Origin of the sequence: Geothrix oryzisoli (assembly GCF_022808865.1) — a bacterium.
Classification (GTDB): domain Bacteria; phylum Acidobacteriota; class Holophagae; order Holophagales; family Holophagaceae; genus Geothrix; species Geothrix oryzisoli.
Window position 1 is genome coordinate 412,722 of record NZ_JAKZLB010000004.1, and the last position, 16,656, is coordinate 429,377.

General features: G+C 67.8%; 16 protein-coding genes. 11 read left to right on the forward strand and 5 right to left on the reverse strand.

Annotated features, from left to right (window positions below; genetic code table 11):
- Positions 1–8 precede the first annotated feature (8 nt).
- Positions 9–1,367 carry an acyclic terpene utilization AtuA family protein gene (locus tag MLE43_RS13080; protein ID WP_243304740.1) on the forward strand — a complete coding sequence of 453 codons (1,359 nt, stop codon included), beginning with the start codon at positions 9–11 and terminating at the stop codon, positions 1,365–1,367.
- A 103-nt stretch (positions 1,368–1,470) separates the two neighbouring features.
- On the forward strand, positions 1,471–2,670 hold the full coding sequence (locus MLE43_RS13085; protein WP_243304742.1) for an FG-GAP repeat domain-containing protein: 1,200 nt from the start codon (positions 1,471–1,473) through the stop codon (positions 2,668–2,670).
- A gap of 95 nt (positions 2,671–2,765) precedes the next feature.
- Here MLE43_RS13085 and MLE43_RS13090 read toward each other — a convergent pair whose 3' ends face one another.
- Positions 2,766–3,227, reverse strand: coding sequence for an Hsp20/alpha crystallin family protein (locus MLE43_RS13090; protein WP_243304744.1), 462 nt, complete (start codon positions 3,225–3,227; stop codon positions 2,766–2,768).
- Between the two features lie 194 nt (positions 3,228–3,421).
- Here MLE43_RS13090 and MLE43_RS13095 point away from each other — a divergent pair, with 194 nt between their 5' ends.
- A complete protein-coding gene (locus MLE43_RS13095; protein WP_243304746.1) occupies positions 3,422–4,516 on the forward strand; it encodes a S1C family serine protease in 1,095 nt (364 codons plus the stop codon).
- 265 nt (positions 4,517–4,781) lie between these two features.
- Positions 4,782–5,069, forward strand: a complete 288-nt coding sequence (locus tag MLE43_RS13100; RefSeq protein ID WP_243304749.1) for a hypothetical protein — start codon at positions 4,782–4,784, stop codon at positions 5,067–5,069.
- A 37-nt stretch (positions 5,070–5,106) separates the two neighbouring features.
- Here the strand turns inward: MLE43_RS13100 and MLE43_RS13105 are convergent, their stop codons facing one another.
- The 3 genes from MLE43_RS13105 to MLE43_RS13115 form a co-directional block, all read right to left on the reverse strand.
- Complete coding sequence (locus MLE43_RS13105; RefSeq protein WP_243304751.1) at positions 5,107–5,916, reverse strand: MqnA/MqnD/SBP family protein; 810 nt, start codon at positions 5,914–5,916, stop codon at positions 5,107–5,109.
- A gap of 103 nt (positions 5,917–6,019) precedes the next feature.
- On the reverse strand, positions 6,020–6,388 hold the full coding sequence (locus MLE43_RS13110; protein ID WP_243304753.1) for a cytochrome c3 family protein: 369 nt from the start codon (positions 6,386–6,388) through the stop codon (positions 6,020–6,022).
- A gap of 169 nt (positions 6,389–6,557) precedes the next feature.
- Positions 6,558–7,079 carry a tetratricopeptide repeat protein gene (locus tag MLE43_RS13115; protein ID WP_243304756.1) on the reverse strand — a complete coding sequence of 174 codons (522 nt, stop codon included), beginning with the start codon at positions 7,077–7,079 and terminating at the stop codon, positions 6,558–6,560.
- 63 nt (positions 7,080–7,142) lie between these two features.
- Here MLE43_RS13115 and MLE43_RS14935 point away from each other — a divergent pair, with 63 nt between their 5' ends.
- From MLE43_RS14935 to MLE43_RS13150, 7 genes are all read left to right on the forward strand, one after another.
- On the forward strand, positions 7,143–8,996 hold the full coding sequence (locus MLE43_RS14935; protein WP_275976214.1) for a tetratricopeptide repeat protein: 1,854 nt from the start codon (positions 7,143–7,145) through the stop codon (positions 8,994–8,996).
- A 68-nt stretch (positions 8,997–9,064) separates the two neighbouring features.
- Entirely contained in the window at positions 9,065–10,504 is a 1,440-nt protein-coding gene (sufB, locus tag MLE43_RS13125; RefSeq protein ID WP_243304757.1) for a Fe-S cluster assembly protein SufB, read from the forward strand.
- A 105-nt stretch (positions 10,505–10,609) separates the two neighbouring features.
- Complete coding sequence (sufC, locus tag MLE43_RS13130) at positions 10,610–11,374, forward strand: Fe-S cluster assembly ATPase SufC (protein ID WP_243304759.1); 765 nt, start codon at positions 10,610–10,612, stop codon at positions 11,372–11,374.
- Entirely contained in the window at positions 11,371–12,651 is a 1,281-nt protein-coding gene (gene sufD, locus MLE43_RS13135) for a Fe-S cluster assembly protein SufD (RefSeq protein ID WP_243304761.1), read from the forward strand. The genes sufC and sufD overlap by 4 nt, the downstream gene beginning before the upstream one ends.
- A complete protein-coding gene (locus MLE43_RS13140) occupies positions 12,648–13,883 on the forward strand; it encodes an aminotransferase class V-fold PLP-dependent enzyme (protein ID WP_243304763.1) in 1,236 nt (411 codons plus the stop codon). The genes sufD and MLE43_RS13140 overlap by 4 nt, the downstream gene beginning before the upstream one ends.
- Positions 13,880–14,329: a Fe-S cluster assembly sulfur transfer protein SufU gene (gene sufU, locus MLE43_RS13145; protein WP_243304765.1), complete on the forward strand. Its 450-nt coding sequence runs from the start codon at positions 13,880–13,882 to the stop codon at positions 14,327–14,329. The genes MLE43_RS13140 and sufU overlap by 4 nt, the downstream gene beginning before the upstream one ends.
- Before the next feature lie 124 nt (positions 14,330–14,453).
- The gene (locus MLE43_RS13150) at positions 14,454–15,014 is read left to right on the forward strand and encodes a NifU family protein (RefSeq protein WP_243304767.1); all 561 of its coding nucleotides are present in this window, start codon (positions 14,454–14,456) and stop codon (positions 15,012–15,014) included.
- Positions 15,015–15,637: 623 nt separating this feature from the next.
- Here MLE43_RS13150 and MLE43_RS13155 read toward each other — a convergent pair.
- Complete coding sequence (locus MLE43_RS13155) at positions 15,638–16,651, reverse strand: hypothetical protein (RefSeq protein ID WP_243304769.1); 1,014 nt, start codon at positions 16,649–16,651, stop codon at positions 15,638–15,640.
- Positions 16,652–16,656 lie beyond the last annotated feature (5 nt).

Below are 16,656 nucleotides of genomic sequence, written 5' to 3' on the forward strand. Positions count from 1 at the left end.
AGTTGAATATGTCGAAGGTTGTGCGCATTGCCAATGGGCAGGGCTTCTGGGGCGACAGCATCGATGCCCCCGTGCGGCTGGTGGAGGCGGGCGGCATCGACTACCTGACGCTGGACTACCTGGCGGAAGTGACTCTCTCCATCATGCAGAAGCAGCGGCGGAAGGACCCGCAGCTGGGCTACGCGACCGACTTCGTGGACCTGATGAAGCGGGTGCTGCCCCAGCTCAAGGCCAAGGGCATCCGCGTGGTCGCCAACGCCGGGGGCGTGAACCCCGAGGCCTGCCGGGCCGCGGTGCTGGAGGTGGCGAAGAAGCTGGGCGTGAAGGGTGTGAAGATCGCCACGGTGACCGGCGACGATGTGCTGGCGCGGCTGCCCGAGTTCCAGGCCCAGGGCCTGAAGCTGGCCAACATGGACACGGGCGAGGGGCTCTTCGACGCGCCGCGGGAGATCCTCAGCGCCAACGTCTACCTGCAGACCCAGGCCATGGTGGAGGCCCTGGACACCGGCGCGGACATCGTGCTGACGGGCCGCTGCACGGACCCGGGCCTCACCCTGGCGCCCCTCATCCATGAGTTCAAGTGGGCCGACGATGACTGGAACCGGCTGGCCGCGGGGACCGTGGCGGGCCACATCCTGGAGTGCGGCGCCCAGAGCACGGGCGGCAACTTCACCCGCTGGTGGGAGGTGCCCGAGCTCTGGAATGTGGGCTACCCCATCGCGGAAGTCGGGGAGGACGGCACCTTCATCATCACCAAGCACGCGGGCACCGGGGGCCTGGTGACCGTGGACACGGTGAGCGAACAGCTGGTCTACGAGATGGGCGATCCCCAGAACTACATCACCCCGGATGTGGTGGCGGAATTCACCAGCATCCGCCTCGAGCAGGCCGGACCGGACCGGGTGCGCGTCTTCGGCATCACCGGCAAGCCCCGCACCCCCTTCCTCAAGGTGAGCGGGGCCTACCTCAAGGGCTACAAGGCCTCGGGCCAGCTGACCCTCTGCGGCCCCCGGGCCCTGGAAAAGGCCCGGCTCTGTGCGGACATCGTCTGGAAGCGCCTGAAAGCGGCGGGCTTCGAGTATGAGCACACGGACGCGGAGTTCCTGGGCGCCAGCACGGTCCACGCCGGCATCGCGCCCGCCCCAGCGGACCCGGCCGAGATCGTCCTGCGCTTGAGCGTGAAGGATCTCGATCGGAAAAAAGTGGAGCGTTTCGGCCGCGAGATCGCGCCCCTGGTCACCGCCGGCCCGGCGGGTGTCACCGGCTTCGCCGGGGGGCGGCCCAAGGCCCAGGAGATCGTGGCCTACTGGCCGGCCCTCCTGCCCCGGGAGCTGGTCAGCTGGAAGGTGAGCGTCGAATCGGTCTGATCGCGCCTCAACCCGGGGACCCTCCCACGGGTCCAACCTCCTGCCTTCTTGCGAGTCCTGACCCGGCAGCACATCCTTGTTTCCACAGGTTCACGGAGCAGCCATGCGCCCACGCACCTCCCTCTTCCTCCTTCCGCTCGGCCTGCTCGGCCTGATGGCCTGCTCAGGATCCGACTACAACTCCGGCCCCTCGGCCGGCTATCTGGTGAACGCCATCGCCGTCGCGGACATCGACGGCAACGGGCAGCCGGACATCCTGGGCCTGGTGTCCGCCGACTTCGGCGGCGTCCCCACCCAGGGCTATGTCTCGACGCGCCTCCAGGGGCCCGCGGGCGCGTTTGCCCCGCCCACCCGCTTCGGTGTGGGCACGGAGCCCGCCAATCTGGTGGTGGCCGACGTTAATGGCGATGGCCGGCCTGATCTCGTGGTGGCCAATGCCCAGGACCAGACCGTGAGCGTGCGGCTGGCCGACCCCGCCAAGCCGGGGTTCTTCCTGCCCGCCATCCTCCTGGCGACGCCGGGCCGCACCCCGCTGGACGTGGCCGTGGGCGACCTGGACGGCGACGGGAAGGCGGACATCGTGGTGGCGGCCAGCGGCGCCAATAACGTCATGGTCTTCCTCCAGGGAGCCACCGCGGGCACCTTCCTCGCCCCGGTCACCTTCCCCGTGGGCGGCGATCCCCAGGCCGTCACGGTGGCCGATCTGGACGGGGACGGCACGCTGGACATCGCCGTGGCCACCACCGCAAACACCGTGTCCGTCCTGCGCCAGATCCAGTTCTCCCCGACCCTCATCGCGCAAAGCGCCGTGGACTATCCCACCGGCGTCCAGCCCGTGGCCATCAAGGCCGCGGACCTCAACGGCGACGGCAAGCTGGACCTGCTCACCGCCAACTACGGCGCCTCCCTCACCCCCGGCACCCAGGGTCTGAGCGTGCTGATCCAGGGCGCCACCGCAGGCACCTTCCTGCCGCCGGTCCACTACACCACCGGCTACCGCTCCACGGCCCTGGCGGTCGGGGACCTGAACGGCGACGGCAAGCTGGACGTGGCCGTGGCGAACTCGGGCCTGCCCGGCGATCCCGGCAGCGTGTCCGTATTCCTCCAGGATCCGTCCACCCCGGGCGCCCTGCTGACGCCCACGACCTACCGGGGCGCCTGGGGCCCCATGGGCGTGGCCATCGGCGATATGAACGGGGACGGCCTCCCGGACCTGGTGCTGGCGGACGGCGACATCGTGGTGCGCCTGAACAGCGCCACGACGCCGGGCACCTTCGGCCCTCCGCAGTTCTTCTACAACTGACAAGAAGAAGGCCCCGGTTCCCGGGGCCTTCTTCTTGCCGTGTGGGGAAAGTACAGGTCCGGGGTGTGCGCGCCAGCGCAGGACCCCGGACGAGGTCATCCGAGGTGGACGCTGATCTTGCGCGGCCGCACCTCGGGCCGCTTGGGCACCATGAGGGTGAGCACGCCGTTGCGGAGTTCGGCCACCACCTTCTCGCCCTCCACATCCTCGGGGAGGGTGAACGTGCGGCTGAACCGGCCATGGCTGCGCTCCGCCAGATGGATGCGCTCGCCGTCCTTCAGGGCCTCCTCCTCGCGCTTGCCGGCGACGGTGAGGCGCGTGCCTTCGAGGCTGATCTCCAGGTCGGCCTCGATGATGCCGGGCAGATCGGCCTTGAACTGGTAGGCATCCGGGGTTTCCTTCACGTCGAAGCTCGGCATGAAGGCGGCCGTCGGGGCGCCGAGTTCATAGTCCCGGAGCGGATCCCAGCGCATGAAGTCGCGCATGAACCGGAAGGGCTCCAGGCTGGCGGCCGTCGCCGGCAGGGCCTGGGGGTTGCGGGTGCGAAGGATGGTCATGAGTTCCTCCTTGGAAATGGGGGCCCGTTCATGCATGAGCCTGAGACACAGACCATGATGACCTGACCGAATAAAATATTAGTGCAACTCAGTCACATGTCAAGTGCGGCTTTCAAGAAAATCATAACTACTCGATCCCAAGGGGTTGACCTGTCCCCGTGAGCAGCTAGAGTGGGATCCGCCCTGGAGGTCCCATGCGCCGCAGTGTCCTCATCCTCGGCCTCTTGTCCGCAGGCCTCCTCGCCGGCTGGTGCGGCCACGCCCTCACGCCCAGTCCCGCGCGCCCGCGGTCCGTGGAGACCCGCGGGCCCCTCTACGAATGGGAGAAGGTCCAGGCCCAGCGGTTCAGGGAGGCCGCCCCCAGCGTGGTCTACATCACCACCACGGAGGAGCGGGCCCGGGACTTCTTCGGCCTCGATCTGGTGGAAGTACCCGCGGGCTCCGGCACGGGTTTCATCTGGGATGCCCAGGGGCACGTGGTCACGAACTTTCATGTGATCCAGGGCGCCACCCGGGCCTTCATCACCCTCTCCGACGGCAGCCGGCACGAGGCGGCCTACGTGGGCGGCGCACCGGACAAGGATCTGGCCGTCCTGCTCATGACCAAGACGCCCCCCAAGCTGCGTCCCATTCCCCTCGGCACCAGCGCCGACCTGCAGGTGGGCCAGGCCGTGCTGGCCATCGGCAATCCCTTCGGGCTGGACCAGACGCTGACCACCGGCGTCGTGTCCGCCCTGGGCCGGGAGATCCAGAGCGTCACCCAGCGGCGGATCTCCGGCGTCATCCAGACCGATGCCGCCATCAACCCCGGCAACAGCGGCGGGCCCCTGCTGGACAGTGCCGGGCGCCTCGTGGGCGTGAACACCGCCATCCAGAGCCCCAGCGGCGCCAGCGCCGGCATCGGCTTCGCCATGCCCGTGGACACGGTGAACCGCGTGGTGCCCCAGCTCATCGCCCGGGGGAAGCTGGAGCGGGCGGACCTGGGCTTCGAACCCGTGGCGCCACGGCTGGTCGAACGCACCTTCGGCGCCCAGAAGGGCGTCATGGTGGGGAAGGTCCGCCACGGCGGGCCGGCCGCCCGGGCGGGCCTGCAGGGCGTGGGGGTCGAGGGCCGCCGCGTCTTCCCCGGCGACCTCATCCAGGCCGTGAACGGCAAGACCGTCGAAGACTGGGATGCCCTGCTGGACGCCATCGAGGCCCTGCCCCTGGGCAGCACCGCCCAGCTGGACATCCAGCACGAAGGCCGGAAGCTGCGGGTGCCCATCCGCCTGGAGGCGGCGCGGGAGTAGACACCTGCTTCCAGCAGCAGCGGCAAGGGAAAGATCGACGGAGCCAAATCCTCCCGCCGGCCTTGACGGCCGGGTCATGAAGACCGAGACTCATTCCGTCTGAACGGCCCGTGGTCCGATGGACTGTGGCACGGTCAAGCACTCCGCAGAACGCCGGGCTTCAATCCACGGCCGCAGGCCTTCCCCGAAGGCCCCTCCCGCCCTGGCGCGGGGAGGCTGTTCGTCCCCCCGGCCAGCAGGCCGGGCCACGAAAAAGGAGGCCAGGATGACGAGCAAGGTGTTCATGTGGAGTGCGTTGGGTGGGCTGGTGCTCGCCCTTGCCGCGTGCGTGATCGCGCCCGGGCGCGGAGGCGGCCTGGAAGTGGTCCCCGTCCTGCCTGCGGTGGTTGAGCTGGACGTGGAGCCCTACTACACCTACGGCGGATATGTGTACTACTACTCCGGGGACCGGTGGCTCTATTCCACCTCCAGGAACGGTCCCTGGACCGAGCTTCCCCGGTCCCATTGGCCCCGCGAAACCCGGCGCCGGGGATGGGAGCGTCACGAGCGCTGACCACTGCGCCCTTTCCAAGGTGATCGGGCGATCCGTCTCAGCCCTGGATCCACACGGGCTCGAGGCCCAGGAGTTTCTCCACGGCCTCGCGGCCCCGGGGACCGGGATCCACCGTGAAGTCGTTCACCCAGGCATTCACGTAGCGGCCGATCATCTCGCGATCCATGCCGCGGCCGAAGGACTGGCTGTAGTCCACGCTCTCCCAGTGACGGGCGCGGGCCAGCTCCACGCTCTTCCGCATGAGCACGGCGAAGCGCTGCTTCACGTCCGCGGGCAGGTCGCGCCGGATGGCGTTGCCGCCCATGGGCAGGGGCAGGTCGTAGGCGTGCTTCCACCAGGCGCCCAGGTCCACCACCAGGCGCAGCCCCGCATCGTGATACATGAGCTGGCTTTCATGGATGAGCAGGCCCGCCTGGAAGCGGCCTTCGGCCACGGCGGGCAGGATCTGGTCGAAGGGCACCAGCTCGACCTTGGGCTCGAAGCCCAGAGCCTTGCACCAGATCCGCATGGCCAGGTAGGCGCTGGTGCGCCGGCCGGGAATGGCGATGGTGAGCCCCTTCAGCCCCGCCGGTTCCATGGGCTTGCCGCTCACCACCAGGGGGCCCGTGCCCTCCTGGATGCTGGAGCCGGCCGTCAGCAGGTCGTAGCGGCCCAGGAGCTCCGGATAGGCGCCGAAGCTGATGGCCGTGACGTCGTAGCGGCCTTCCGTGGCCTCGGCGTTCAGCGTCTCGATGTCCTTGCGGACGAAGGTGATCTCGAACTCCTCCGGATCCAGCCACCCCAGCGCCAGGGGGGCCATCATGTAGGCGTCGTCGGAATCGGGGCTGTGGGCGATGGTGAACTTCATGGCGGACCTCCCCTCCAGTTCAGCACAGATTCAGCCTGCAGGGTCCGTGCCTCGATCAAAGTCCTGCCCAGCCAGACCTCCACCCCCGGTCGGGGCGGCCGCGCTACAGCGGAGCCTTCAATTTGAAATCCGCATGGCATTCCAGGCACTTCACCTCGGGTGCCCTGTGCTGATGGTGGCACTCGGTGCAGGAGAAGGGGCCGGGGTGCCCGGCCTTCTTGGGCGGGTCATGGGGGTTGACGGGAAGGTGCCGGGTATAGGCGGCCATGGCCACCGGGTCCCCATGGCAGACCATGCAGGAATCCTCGGGCACCGCGGCCTGGGTGGGGTTCTCCTGGTGGTGGCAGTCATAGCAGGAGAGGCCGCTCTTGGCATGTTTGCTGGGAAGGGGCCTGGTGGCGGCCGCCAGGCCTGAACCGCCGACCAAGGAAGCGGAGATCAAGACAAACGCCGCCAGCGCACCGGGTCTCATGGATTCCCCCTCATGACAGATCTGGAAGCTCTGGGTTCACACCAGCGTATTCGGAACCCGGGCCCCCGTCTGCGAGCAACGGCGAAAGCAGGCCCCCGAAGCCGGGTCCCGACTCCGGGAACCAGCACAAGAGGTCAGCGGCCGCTGGCCGCGGAAGGCCCTGTCAAAGTCAGCCGATCTTCTCCGGATCCCGCGGCGCCAGCTTGCCCTTGATCCGCTCCACGGCCTTGGCGGCCAGGGCGTAGCGGGGGTTCTCGTCCAGGGACTTCCGGAAGTGCTCGAGGGCCTTGTCCAGCTGGCCCTTGGCCTCGTACACCCGGCCCAGGTTGAAATGGGGGTAGCAGTAGCTTTCGTAGCGCTGGGCCTTGAGGGCCATGCGCAGCCAGGGGATGGCCTCGTCGGGCTCGCCCTGCTCCACGTAGTAGGCGCCGATGTCGTTGTAGGGGTTCCCGAACTCGGGGTCCAGGTCGATGGCCCGGTGGCAGTCCTCGATGGCCGCGGCATAGTCCTTCTCGAAGGAGCGCGCCCAGCCCCGGAAGGTGTAGGCCTCCGCCGTGGGACAGATCTCGATGGACTTGGTGTAGAGGCCGATGGCCTTGGCCACCTCCCCCTTCATGTGGAGCTGGTAGGCCTTCCCCACCCATTCCATGGCTTCCTGGCGCTTGTCCTGGCGTTCCTGCTCGTCACTCATGGGCCGCCCTCGCGGGCCTCAGGATAAAACCTTCAGCCTCCCGGGGCCAGCTATCCTGGAACCATGGCCAACGATCTGCCTGGTTCCTACTGTCAGAACTGCCTTTCCTGGAACCCCGGGGACCGGGAGACCTGCGTGAAATGCGGCACGCGGCTCCTCATCCTGGCCGGGGACCAGACCTGGGAGGACGAGCCCGACGAGCCCGAAGGCGGCGAAGACCTCGAAGAGCACCTCCTGGAGCGCATCACCGGCCTGGAGGAGACGCTGCGCCGGGTGGAGACCTACCTCGAGACCGTCTCCGACCAGCTGGGCAAGCTGGAGCGCAGCGAGGTGATGCTGCGCAACGGGCTCATGGCCCTGGTGCAGGAGATGGAGCAGAAGCGCCAGCTGGATGCCCACGCCTTCTCCGAGCGCTGGGAGCAGCTGGTGGAGGAGAACCTGCACCTCATCAGCGCCCGGGAGCTGTTCACCCGCTACCGGGCCCGCATCCTGCCCATCGCGCGGCCCAAGTCCATGGCCCAGCTCAAGCGCGCCCTGCTGGAGACCACCGCCCTGCTGGAAGCCGCCGACCTGCCCGGCGCCGCCCAGCGCCTGGGCCAGGCCCTGCCCCTGGACCCCAAGAACTACGAGCTGATCTTCACGGCGGCTTCCCTGCACGAGGCCGCCCAGAACTTCGAGGAGGCCGAGGGCCTCGTCCGCAAGGCCGTGGGTCTGAGCCCCCGCCACTTCGAGGCCTGGATGCTCCTTGCCAAGCTGCTCCAGGAGCTGCCGGACCAGGCGGATCAGGCCATCGAGGCCCTGCACCAGGCCTCGGACCTGCGCCCCGAGGACCCCGAGCCCCGCATGCTGCTGGCGGAGCTGCTGCTGGACGAGGAGGATCTCCAGGGCGCCCTGGAGGCGGCCCAGGAGGCCGTGGCCCGCCGCAAGGATGGCGAGACCTTGCTGCTGCTGGGGCAGGTCCATCTGGCCCGCGGGGAGAGCGCCCTGGCCGTGCCCGTCCTCAAGGAGGCCAGCGCCTACCTGCCCGGCGACCTCCACGTGCGCGAATCCCTGGCCGAGGCCTATCTCCAGCAGGGCGACCGCTCCAAGGCCTTCGCCATCCTCCAGGAACTGCTCATGCAGAATCCCGGGGATCCCCACCTCCTGCTCATGGTGGACGCCGAGGACCATGCCCAGCTGCGGGAGGCCCGGGACGGCAAGACCGGCACCCAGACCCTGCTGGACGAGGTCGAGAACCTGCTGGATGAAGACCAGCTGGAGCCCGCCGCCCTCCTCCTCAAGCGCGTCCGGCGCAAGGGGAAGAGCCAGCGCTCCGAGTGGCTGGAGCTGCGGCTGGCCTTCCTCCGGAACCCGGAGAAGAACCTGAAGGCGGCCCTGGACTTCGCCTGCTCGGACCGGCACCCGCGCCTCTGCTTCCTGGCCCTGCGGCTGGGCCTCGAGCACCTCATGGCCCAGAAGCGGGAGGAGGAGATCGCCCGGATGCTGGACGCCTTCCTCACCCGCCACCCCAAGAGCACCGGGGCCTGGGAGGCCGCCCTCATGCGCCAGGCCTACCGCCTCATGAACGGCCAGGCCACGGACCAGGACCTGGTCGAGGTGCGCCGCCTCCACGCCCACCCGCTCCCCGGGATGGAGCCCCGCGCCCGCACCCTGCTGGGCCAGTACCTCCTGGCCCTCAAGCGCCACCAGGAGGTGCTGGACCTGCTGGATCCGCTGCTGGAAAAAGAGCCCACGCTCATCAACCACTTCCAACTCGGCGCCGCCCTGGCGGGCCTGGGCGAGCGCGAGGAGGCCCGGGCCCTGCTCAAGGCCGGCCTGGACGCCGAGTACGGCGATCTCAATGATTCTCAGGCCAAGGGTGTGAAGAACCAGATCCGGGGCCTGCTCAAGGAACTGGACGGACCCGCGGAAGCGTGATCCGGACCACAGGTTATTAAGTTGACAATTTTAGTCGAGATTCCAGAATGGAAGACTCGGGAGGCAGGATGAGTTCCACGCTGAATGTGGTCACCAGCCAGGAATACAAGTACGGCTTCGTGACGGACATCGAGGCGGACAGCGTCGCGCCCGGGCTCAACGAGGACGTCATCCGCTTCATCTCGGCCAAGAAGGGGGAACCGGACTGGCTGCTGGCGTTCCGCCTGAAGGCCTACCGCCACTGGCTGACCATGACCGAGCCGGAGTGGGCCAAGGTCGAGTATCCGAAGCCCGACTTCCAGAAGATCGTCTACTACAGCGCCCCCAAGCCCAAGAAGCCCCAGTACGCCTCCATGGACGAGGTGGATCCCGAGCTGCGGCGCACCTTCGAGAAGCTGGGCGTGCCCATCCACGAGCAGGAGGCCCTGGCGGGCGTGGCCGTGGACGTGGTCTTCGACTCCGTCAGCGTCACCACCACCTACCGGGAGAAGCTGGCCGCCGTCGGCATCATCTTCTGCAGCTTCAGCGAGGCCGTGAAGTCCCACCCGGACCTGGTGAAGCAGTACCTGGGCAGCGTGGTGCCCTCCTCCGACAACTTCTACGCGGCCCTCAACAGCGCGGTCTTCACGGACGGCAGCTTCGTCTTCATCCCCAAGGGCGTGGCCTGCCCCATGGACCTGAGCACCTACTTCCGCATCAACAACAAGGAGTCGGGCCAGTTCGAGCGCACCCTCATCGTGGCGGAAGAAGGCGCCAGCGTGAGCTACCTGGAGGGCTGCACCGCGCCGCAGTTCGACACCAACCAGCTGCACGCCGCCGTGGTGGAGCTGGTGGCGCTGGACCGGGCCTCCATCAAGTACAGCACCGTGCAGAACTGGTACGCCGGCGACAAGAACGGTGTGGGCGGCATCTTCAACTTCGTCACCAAGCGCGGCCTCTGCAAGGGCAAGGCCTCGCACATCAGCTGGACCCAGGTGGAGACCGGCAGCGCCATCACCTGGAAGTACCCCAGCTGCGTGCTGCTGGGCGACGACAGCATCGGCGAGTTCTACAGCGTGGCCCTCACCAACCACAAGCAGCAGGCCGACACAGGCACCAAGATGGTGCACATCGGCAGGAACACGAAGAGCACCATCATCAGCAAGGGCATCAGCGCCGGTGACAGCTCCAACAGCTACCGCGGCCTGGTGAAGGTGCAGCCCAAGGCCGAGGGCGCCCGCAACTTCAGCCAGTGCGACTCCATGCTCATCGGCCAGTCCTGCAGCGCCAGCACCTTCCCCTACATCGAGGTGCAGAACCGCAGCGCCCGGGTGGAGCACGAGGCCACCACCAGCAAGATCGGCGAAGAGCAGCTGCTCTACTTCCAGCAGCGCGGCATCCCCGCGGAGGAAGCCATCAGCATGATCATCAACGGCTTCTGCAAGGACGTCTTCCGCGAGCTCCCCATGGAGTTCGCCGTCGAAGCCACCAAGCTGCTGTCGCTGAAGCTCGAAGGAAGCGTGGGCTAAAAGATGGAACCGCGAATGGCGCGAATCTGCGCGAATCAACAGCCAGGATTCCATTCGCGGACATTCGCGTCATTCGCGGTTGATAGTTTGTCTTTGGAGTTCTGAATGCTCTCGATCAAGAACCTCACCGCCTCGATCAACGGCACGCCGGTGCTGAAGGGGATCGACCTGGAGATCAAGGCGGGGGAGATCCACGCCATCATGGGCCCCAACGGCTCGGGCAAGTCCACGCTGGGCAAGGTGCTGGTGGGCCACCCGGCCTACGAGGTCACGGGCGGCGAAGTCCTCTACGAGGGCCGGAACCTCTTCGACATGGCGGCCGACGAGCGGGCCCGCGCCGGGCTCTTCATGGGCTTCCAGCATCCCATCGAGGTGCCGGGCGTCAGCAACGCCGCCTTCCTGCGCCTGGCCTACAACAAGAAGGCCGAGGCCGAGGGCCGCGACGAGCTGGACCCCCTCGAGTTCGACGACTTCATCCACGAGAAGATCAAGCTCGTGGCCATGAAGGAGGAGTTCCTCGACCGCAGCCTCAACGAGGGCTTCAGTGGCGGCGAGAAGAAGCGCAACGAGATCCTCCAGATGGCCGTGCTGGAACCCAAGCTGGCCATCCTGGACGAGCTGGACAGCGGCTTGGACATCGACGCCCTGCGCGTCCTGGGCGACGCCGTGAACAAGCTCCAGCGCCCCGACCGCGCGCTGCTGATCATCACCCACTTCCCGCGCATCCTGGAGACCATCCAGCCCCAGTTCGTGCACGTGCTCTCCGGCGGCCGCATCCTCAAGAGCGCCGGCAAGGAACTGGCCATCGAACTCGAGGACCGCGGCTACGACTGGGTGCTGGAAGAGGCCGCCGCCGGGGGCGCACGATGACCACGGTGGTGGCTGGCTCCAACCTGCTGGCCGATCTGCTCAGCGGGCCCAGGCCCGCTGAGTGGGCTTCGCTGCGCGAAGCGGCCGAGCTGCGGCTGGCGGGACGCGAGTTGCCCGCGACCCGCGACGAGGACTGGAAGTACACGGACCTGAAGGTCCTGGCCAGCAGCACCTTCGGCCCCGCGCCCAAGGCCACCGTGGACATCGCCGGGCACCTGCTGCCCGAGATGGTGGGCACACGCCAGGTCTTCGTGAACGGCCATCATGCCCCCCACGCCAGCTGCGCCTCGGCCGTCCCCGCCGGGGTGCGCTACTTCCCCATGTCCCACGCCAGCGAGGCCTGCCACACGTTGGGCAGCATCGGGAACGGCGCGGCGAAGGGGCTCTTCGAGGACCTGAACACCGCCCGCTTCGAGGATGGCGCCGTCATCCTCGTGCCCAAGAACCTGAAGGTGGCCCTGCCCCTGCACCTGCTCTTCATCACCAAGGCCGAGACTCCCATCGCGGTGTTTCCCCGGATCCTGGTGATGCTGGAGCGCGGGGCGGAACTGGAGCTGGTGGAAGAGCACCATGGCGAGGGCCCCTACCTGAGCTGCCCCGTGGTCGAAGTCCATGTGGCCGAAGGCGCCATCCTCCGTCACGAGCGTGTGCAGCGCGAGAGCCCTGAGGCCTACCACCTCGGCACCCTCAAAGCCGAGGTGGGCCGGGGCGGCCAGTACCACTCCCGGACCCTCAGCTTCGGGGCCCGGCTCTCCCGCCAGCAGCCCTGGGTGCGCCTGGCCGAGGGCGCCGAGGCCAGCCTGGACGGCCTGGCCCTGCTGGAGGGCGCGCAGGTGGCCGACACCCACAGCTTCCTGCACCATGCCGAGCCCGGCGCGTCCAGCCACCAGCTGCACAAGTGCATCGTGGACGGGAAGGCCCGGGCCATCTTCAACGGCCGGATCCTCGTGGCCCAGGGCGCCCAGGGCACGGACGCCCAGCAGCAGAGCCGCAATCTGCTGCTCTCGGAGGCCGCCCGCGTGGACACCAAGCCCCAGCTGGAGATCTACGCGGATGACGTGAAGTGCAGCCACGGTGCCGCCGTCGGGCAGCTCGATCCCGAGGAGCTGTTCTACCTCCAGAGCCGCGGCATGAACGCCGACGACGCCCGCAACCTTCTGACCTACGGCTTCGCGGCCGATGTGCTCACCCACATCCCCGTGGCCAGCCTGCGCCGGGCCCTTCGCCAGCTGGTCATGGCCCGCACCCAGGCCACCTCGCTGGGGGACCTCGGATGAGCGTCGACCTGAAGCCCCTCGACGTGGCGGTCGTCCGCCAGGACTTCCCCCTGCTCTCCCGCATCCTCCACGGCAAGCCGGTGATCTACCTCGACAGCGCCGTGAGCGGGCAGATGCCCGTCCAGGCCATCGACCGCATGACGAAATACCAGCGGGACGAGCACACCAACGTGCACCGCGGGGTGAGCACCCTCAGCCAGGAGGCCACCGACTTCTACGAGGCCGCCCGGGAGAAGGTGCGGAAATTCATCGGGGCCGGCTCCATCAAGGAGATCGTCTGGACGCGAGGCACCACGGAGGCCATCAACCTCGTGGCCCAGACCTTCGGCCGGATGACGGTGAAGGCCGGCGACGAGATCCTCCTGTCCGCCATGGAGCACCACGCCAACATCGTGCCCTGGCAGATGCTGGCCCAGGAGAAGGGCGCCACGATCAAGGTCATCCCCATGACCGATGATGGCGAGCTGATCCTGGACTCCCTCGACGAACTCATCACCGACCGCACGAAGCTCCTCGGCGTGGTGCACGTCAGCAATGTCCTGGGCACCGTGAATCCCGTGAAGGAGATCATCGCCCGCGCCCACGCCAAGGGCGTGCCCGTGCTGGTGGATGGCGCCCAGGCGGTCCCGCACCTCCCGGTGGACGTGCGGGATCTGGACGCCGACTTCTACGTGTTCAGCGGCCACAAGCTCTCGGGCCCCACGGGCATCGGCGTGCTCTACGGCAAGCTGGCCCACCTGGAGGCCATGCCCCCCTGGCACGGCGGCGGCAGCATGATCCGCTCCGTCAGCTGGGAGAAGACCACCTACCTGCCCGCCCCGGGCAAGTTCGAGGCGGGCACTCCGCCCATCGCCGCCGCCATCGGCCTGGGCGCGGCCATCGACTACGTGACGGCCCTGGGCCTGGACCGCATCGCCGCCCACGAGCACGAGCTGCTGGCCTACGCCACCGAGCGCCTGGCAGGCCTCCCCGGCCTGCGCATCCTGGGGAACGCCAAGGACAAGGCCAGCGTCCTGTCCTTCGTGGTCGAGGGCATCCACGCCCACGACATGGGCAGCCTGCTGGACGGCGAAGGCGTCGTGGTCCGCGCCGGCCACCACTGCGCCCAGCCCGTCATGACCCGCTTCTGCGTCCCCGCCACCACCCGCGCCTCCTTCGCCTACTTCAACACCCGCGAGGAAGTGGACATCCTGGTGTCGGCCGTCCTCAAAGCCATCGAGCTGTTCAAATGACCGACCCCCGCGAGCTCTACCAGCAGGTGATCCTGGAGCACAACAAGAAGCCCCGGAACTTCGGGAAGCTGGCCCCCTGCACCCACCACGCGGAGGGCTTCAACCCGCTCTGCGGCGACCAGCTGGACCTGACGCTGGTGATCGAGGACGGCATCGTGCAGGACATCAAGTTCCAGGGCAGCGGCTGCGCCATCGACACCGCCAGCGCCAGCCTCATGACCGGGGCCGTGAAGGGGAGGCCCGTGGCCGAGGCCGAGGCCATGGCCGAGCAGTTCCGCGGCATGGTGCGCGGTGAGCTGGACCCCGCCACCGAAGCACCCCTCCTCGGGAAGCTCACCCTCTTCAGCGGCGTCAAGGACCTGCCCAGCCGCGTGAAGTGCGCCGTCCTCCCCTGGGCCACCTTGCATGCCGCGCTCAAGGGCGAGGAAGAGGCCTCCACAGAATAGGAACCGCGAATGGCGCGAATTCACGCCAATAAAAGCCCGATCACTGCCCGCGCCACTCCGGACGGTCCGTTTCATTCTTCTCCATTCGCGCCCATTCGCGTCATTCGCGGTTAAGAGTCCACAGATGCCCAAGATCGCCGAGATCGAATACACCCCCAACCCCAATGCGGTGAAGTTCGTGCTGAAGGAAGCCGTGGCCCTGGGTTTCCCCAAGTCCTTCCCCAACGCGGAGACGGCGGAGCATGACGAACTGGCCAAGGGCCTCTTCGCCGTGGGGAACGTCACCTCGGTGTTCATGCAGGACAAGTTCCTGACCGTCACCAAGACCGACGACAAGGGCTGGCCCGAGATGCTGCCCCTGCTGGCCGCACCCATCCGCGCCGCCGCGGGCGTGGGCGGCGGACAGGCCCCCGCCGCCGGGGGTCCCCGGGTCTTCAGCAAGGTGGACGACGAGAACGACCCCATGCTCAAGGACATCCGCATGGTCCTGGAAAGCGCCATCCTGCCCGCCCTGGCGGCGGACGGCGGAGGCCTGGAGCTGATCGGGCGCCACGAGAAGCAGGTCATGATCCGGTACATGGGAGCCTGTGGCTCCTGCCCCGCCAGCCTCACCGGCACCCTGGTGGCCATCGAGGGCATGCTCCAGAAGGAAGTGGACCCCGAGATCGTGGTGATCTCCGTCTGAAGTTCCGGTACGCCCTGGCGGCCGACCGCGGCGGCCTCGAGCTGATCGGGCGCCACGAGAAGCAGGTCATGATCCGGATGGATGCTCACATGGGGGAGCCTGCGGTTCCTGCCCCGCCAGCCTCACCGGCACCCTGGTGGCCATCGAGGGCATGCTCCAGAAGGAAGTGGACCCCGAGATCGTGGTGATCTCGGTCTGAAGTTCCGGTACGCCCTGGCGGCCGACCGCGGCGGCCTCGAGCTGACCGGGCGCCACGAGAAGCAGGTCATGATCCGGATGGATGCTCACATGGGGGAGCCTGAGGCTCCTGTCCCGCCAGCCTCACCGGCACCCTGGTGGCCATCGAGGGCATGCTCCAGAAGGAAGTGGACCCCGAGATCGTGGTGATCTCCGTCTGAAGTTCCGGTACGCCCTGGCGGCCGACCGCGGCGGCCTCGAGCTGATCGGGCGCCACGAGAAGCAGGTCATGATCCGGATGGATGCTCACATGGGGGAGCCTGTGGCTCCTGCCCCGCCAGCCTCACCGGCACCCTGGTGGCCATCGAGGGCATGCTCCAGAAGGAAGTGGACCCCGAGATCGTGGTGATCTCGGTCTAGCGATCCACAGGCCTCCCCCCGCGCGGCTACTGTGCCCTCGCCGCCGCCCGCCTGGCCGCCTCCGCCCTCGCCTCAGCTCTCATTTGTTCCACTCTCTGGCTGCGCATCGCTTGACTGCTGCGGGGCGGACCCGCTTTCGCGGCAAGGGAGCCCCTCTCTGGGGAGCTGAGGCTCGGAAGGCTTCCAGAGGCCGACGCACGATCCGAAGGGACCCCGATGGGCGCCGCCAGGTGCGCACCAAGCTGTGCCTGCACGGCGGCCTCCCTGGCGGCCTCGAGTACAGGCTTGGCTTTCGTCGGCGCCCGCCATTCCACCTCTTCCTTGAACAGGGTCCCGGCGGAAGCTCCGTCGAAGCGGATCCCGGCCACGCTGCAGGGCTCTACGGCCGTAAGCCTCTCGAAACGGGATTCCATCAGCGTCGGCTTCCCCTGCTCGTCCCAAGTGAACAGGTACTCATATCCCCATTGCCACTGGGCGATCGGCACAGGATCCAGCACCGTTTCGCTCCCCTTCTGACGCACAAGCAGGGAGATGAGGAATGATTCATCTACCTTGAACGACATGAGCCTCCGGAGCTCACCAGTTGCCAGATCTGCCATACGAGAGTTGACGCTCGAATCCGGCCTGTCCTCCAAGTGGATATGCGCCGGCTGGTCCTTGTCCCCAGGGTGGAGCGTCCGGGCGTTCAGATCGTAGAAGGGGAGCGCTTGGTCCGGGGCGCCGTCGAGGCAGTTGGGTGGGATGACATACCGGACCACCCCGACAGCGCCACCATCCGCCTCCGAACCGTAGATCGCCTCCCGGCTCGAACGCATGACGTGCTGGGTGAAGCCCACCGTCAAGTCTCGCTCGCGCCCATCGTCCGTCCAGACATCCGCATCCAGTTGGATTCTGTGGAGGCTGTCGGGACCGCAGGCCACCCTCGCGTCGCTCAATGGGCGGTATGAGTCCGCCTCCACGAACGGCGGTTTCAAGGGTGGCTTCGCGTCATGGTCATCGAATGAGCGGCAGGTCAACTTCGCAGTGTATTTCACAGCCATCCGCC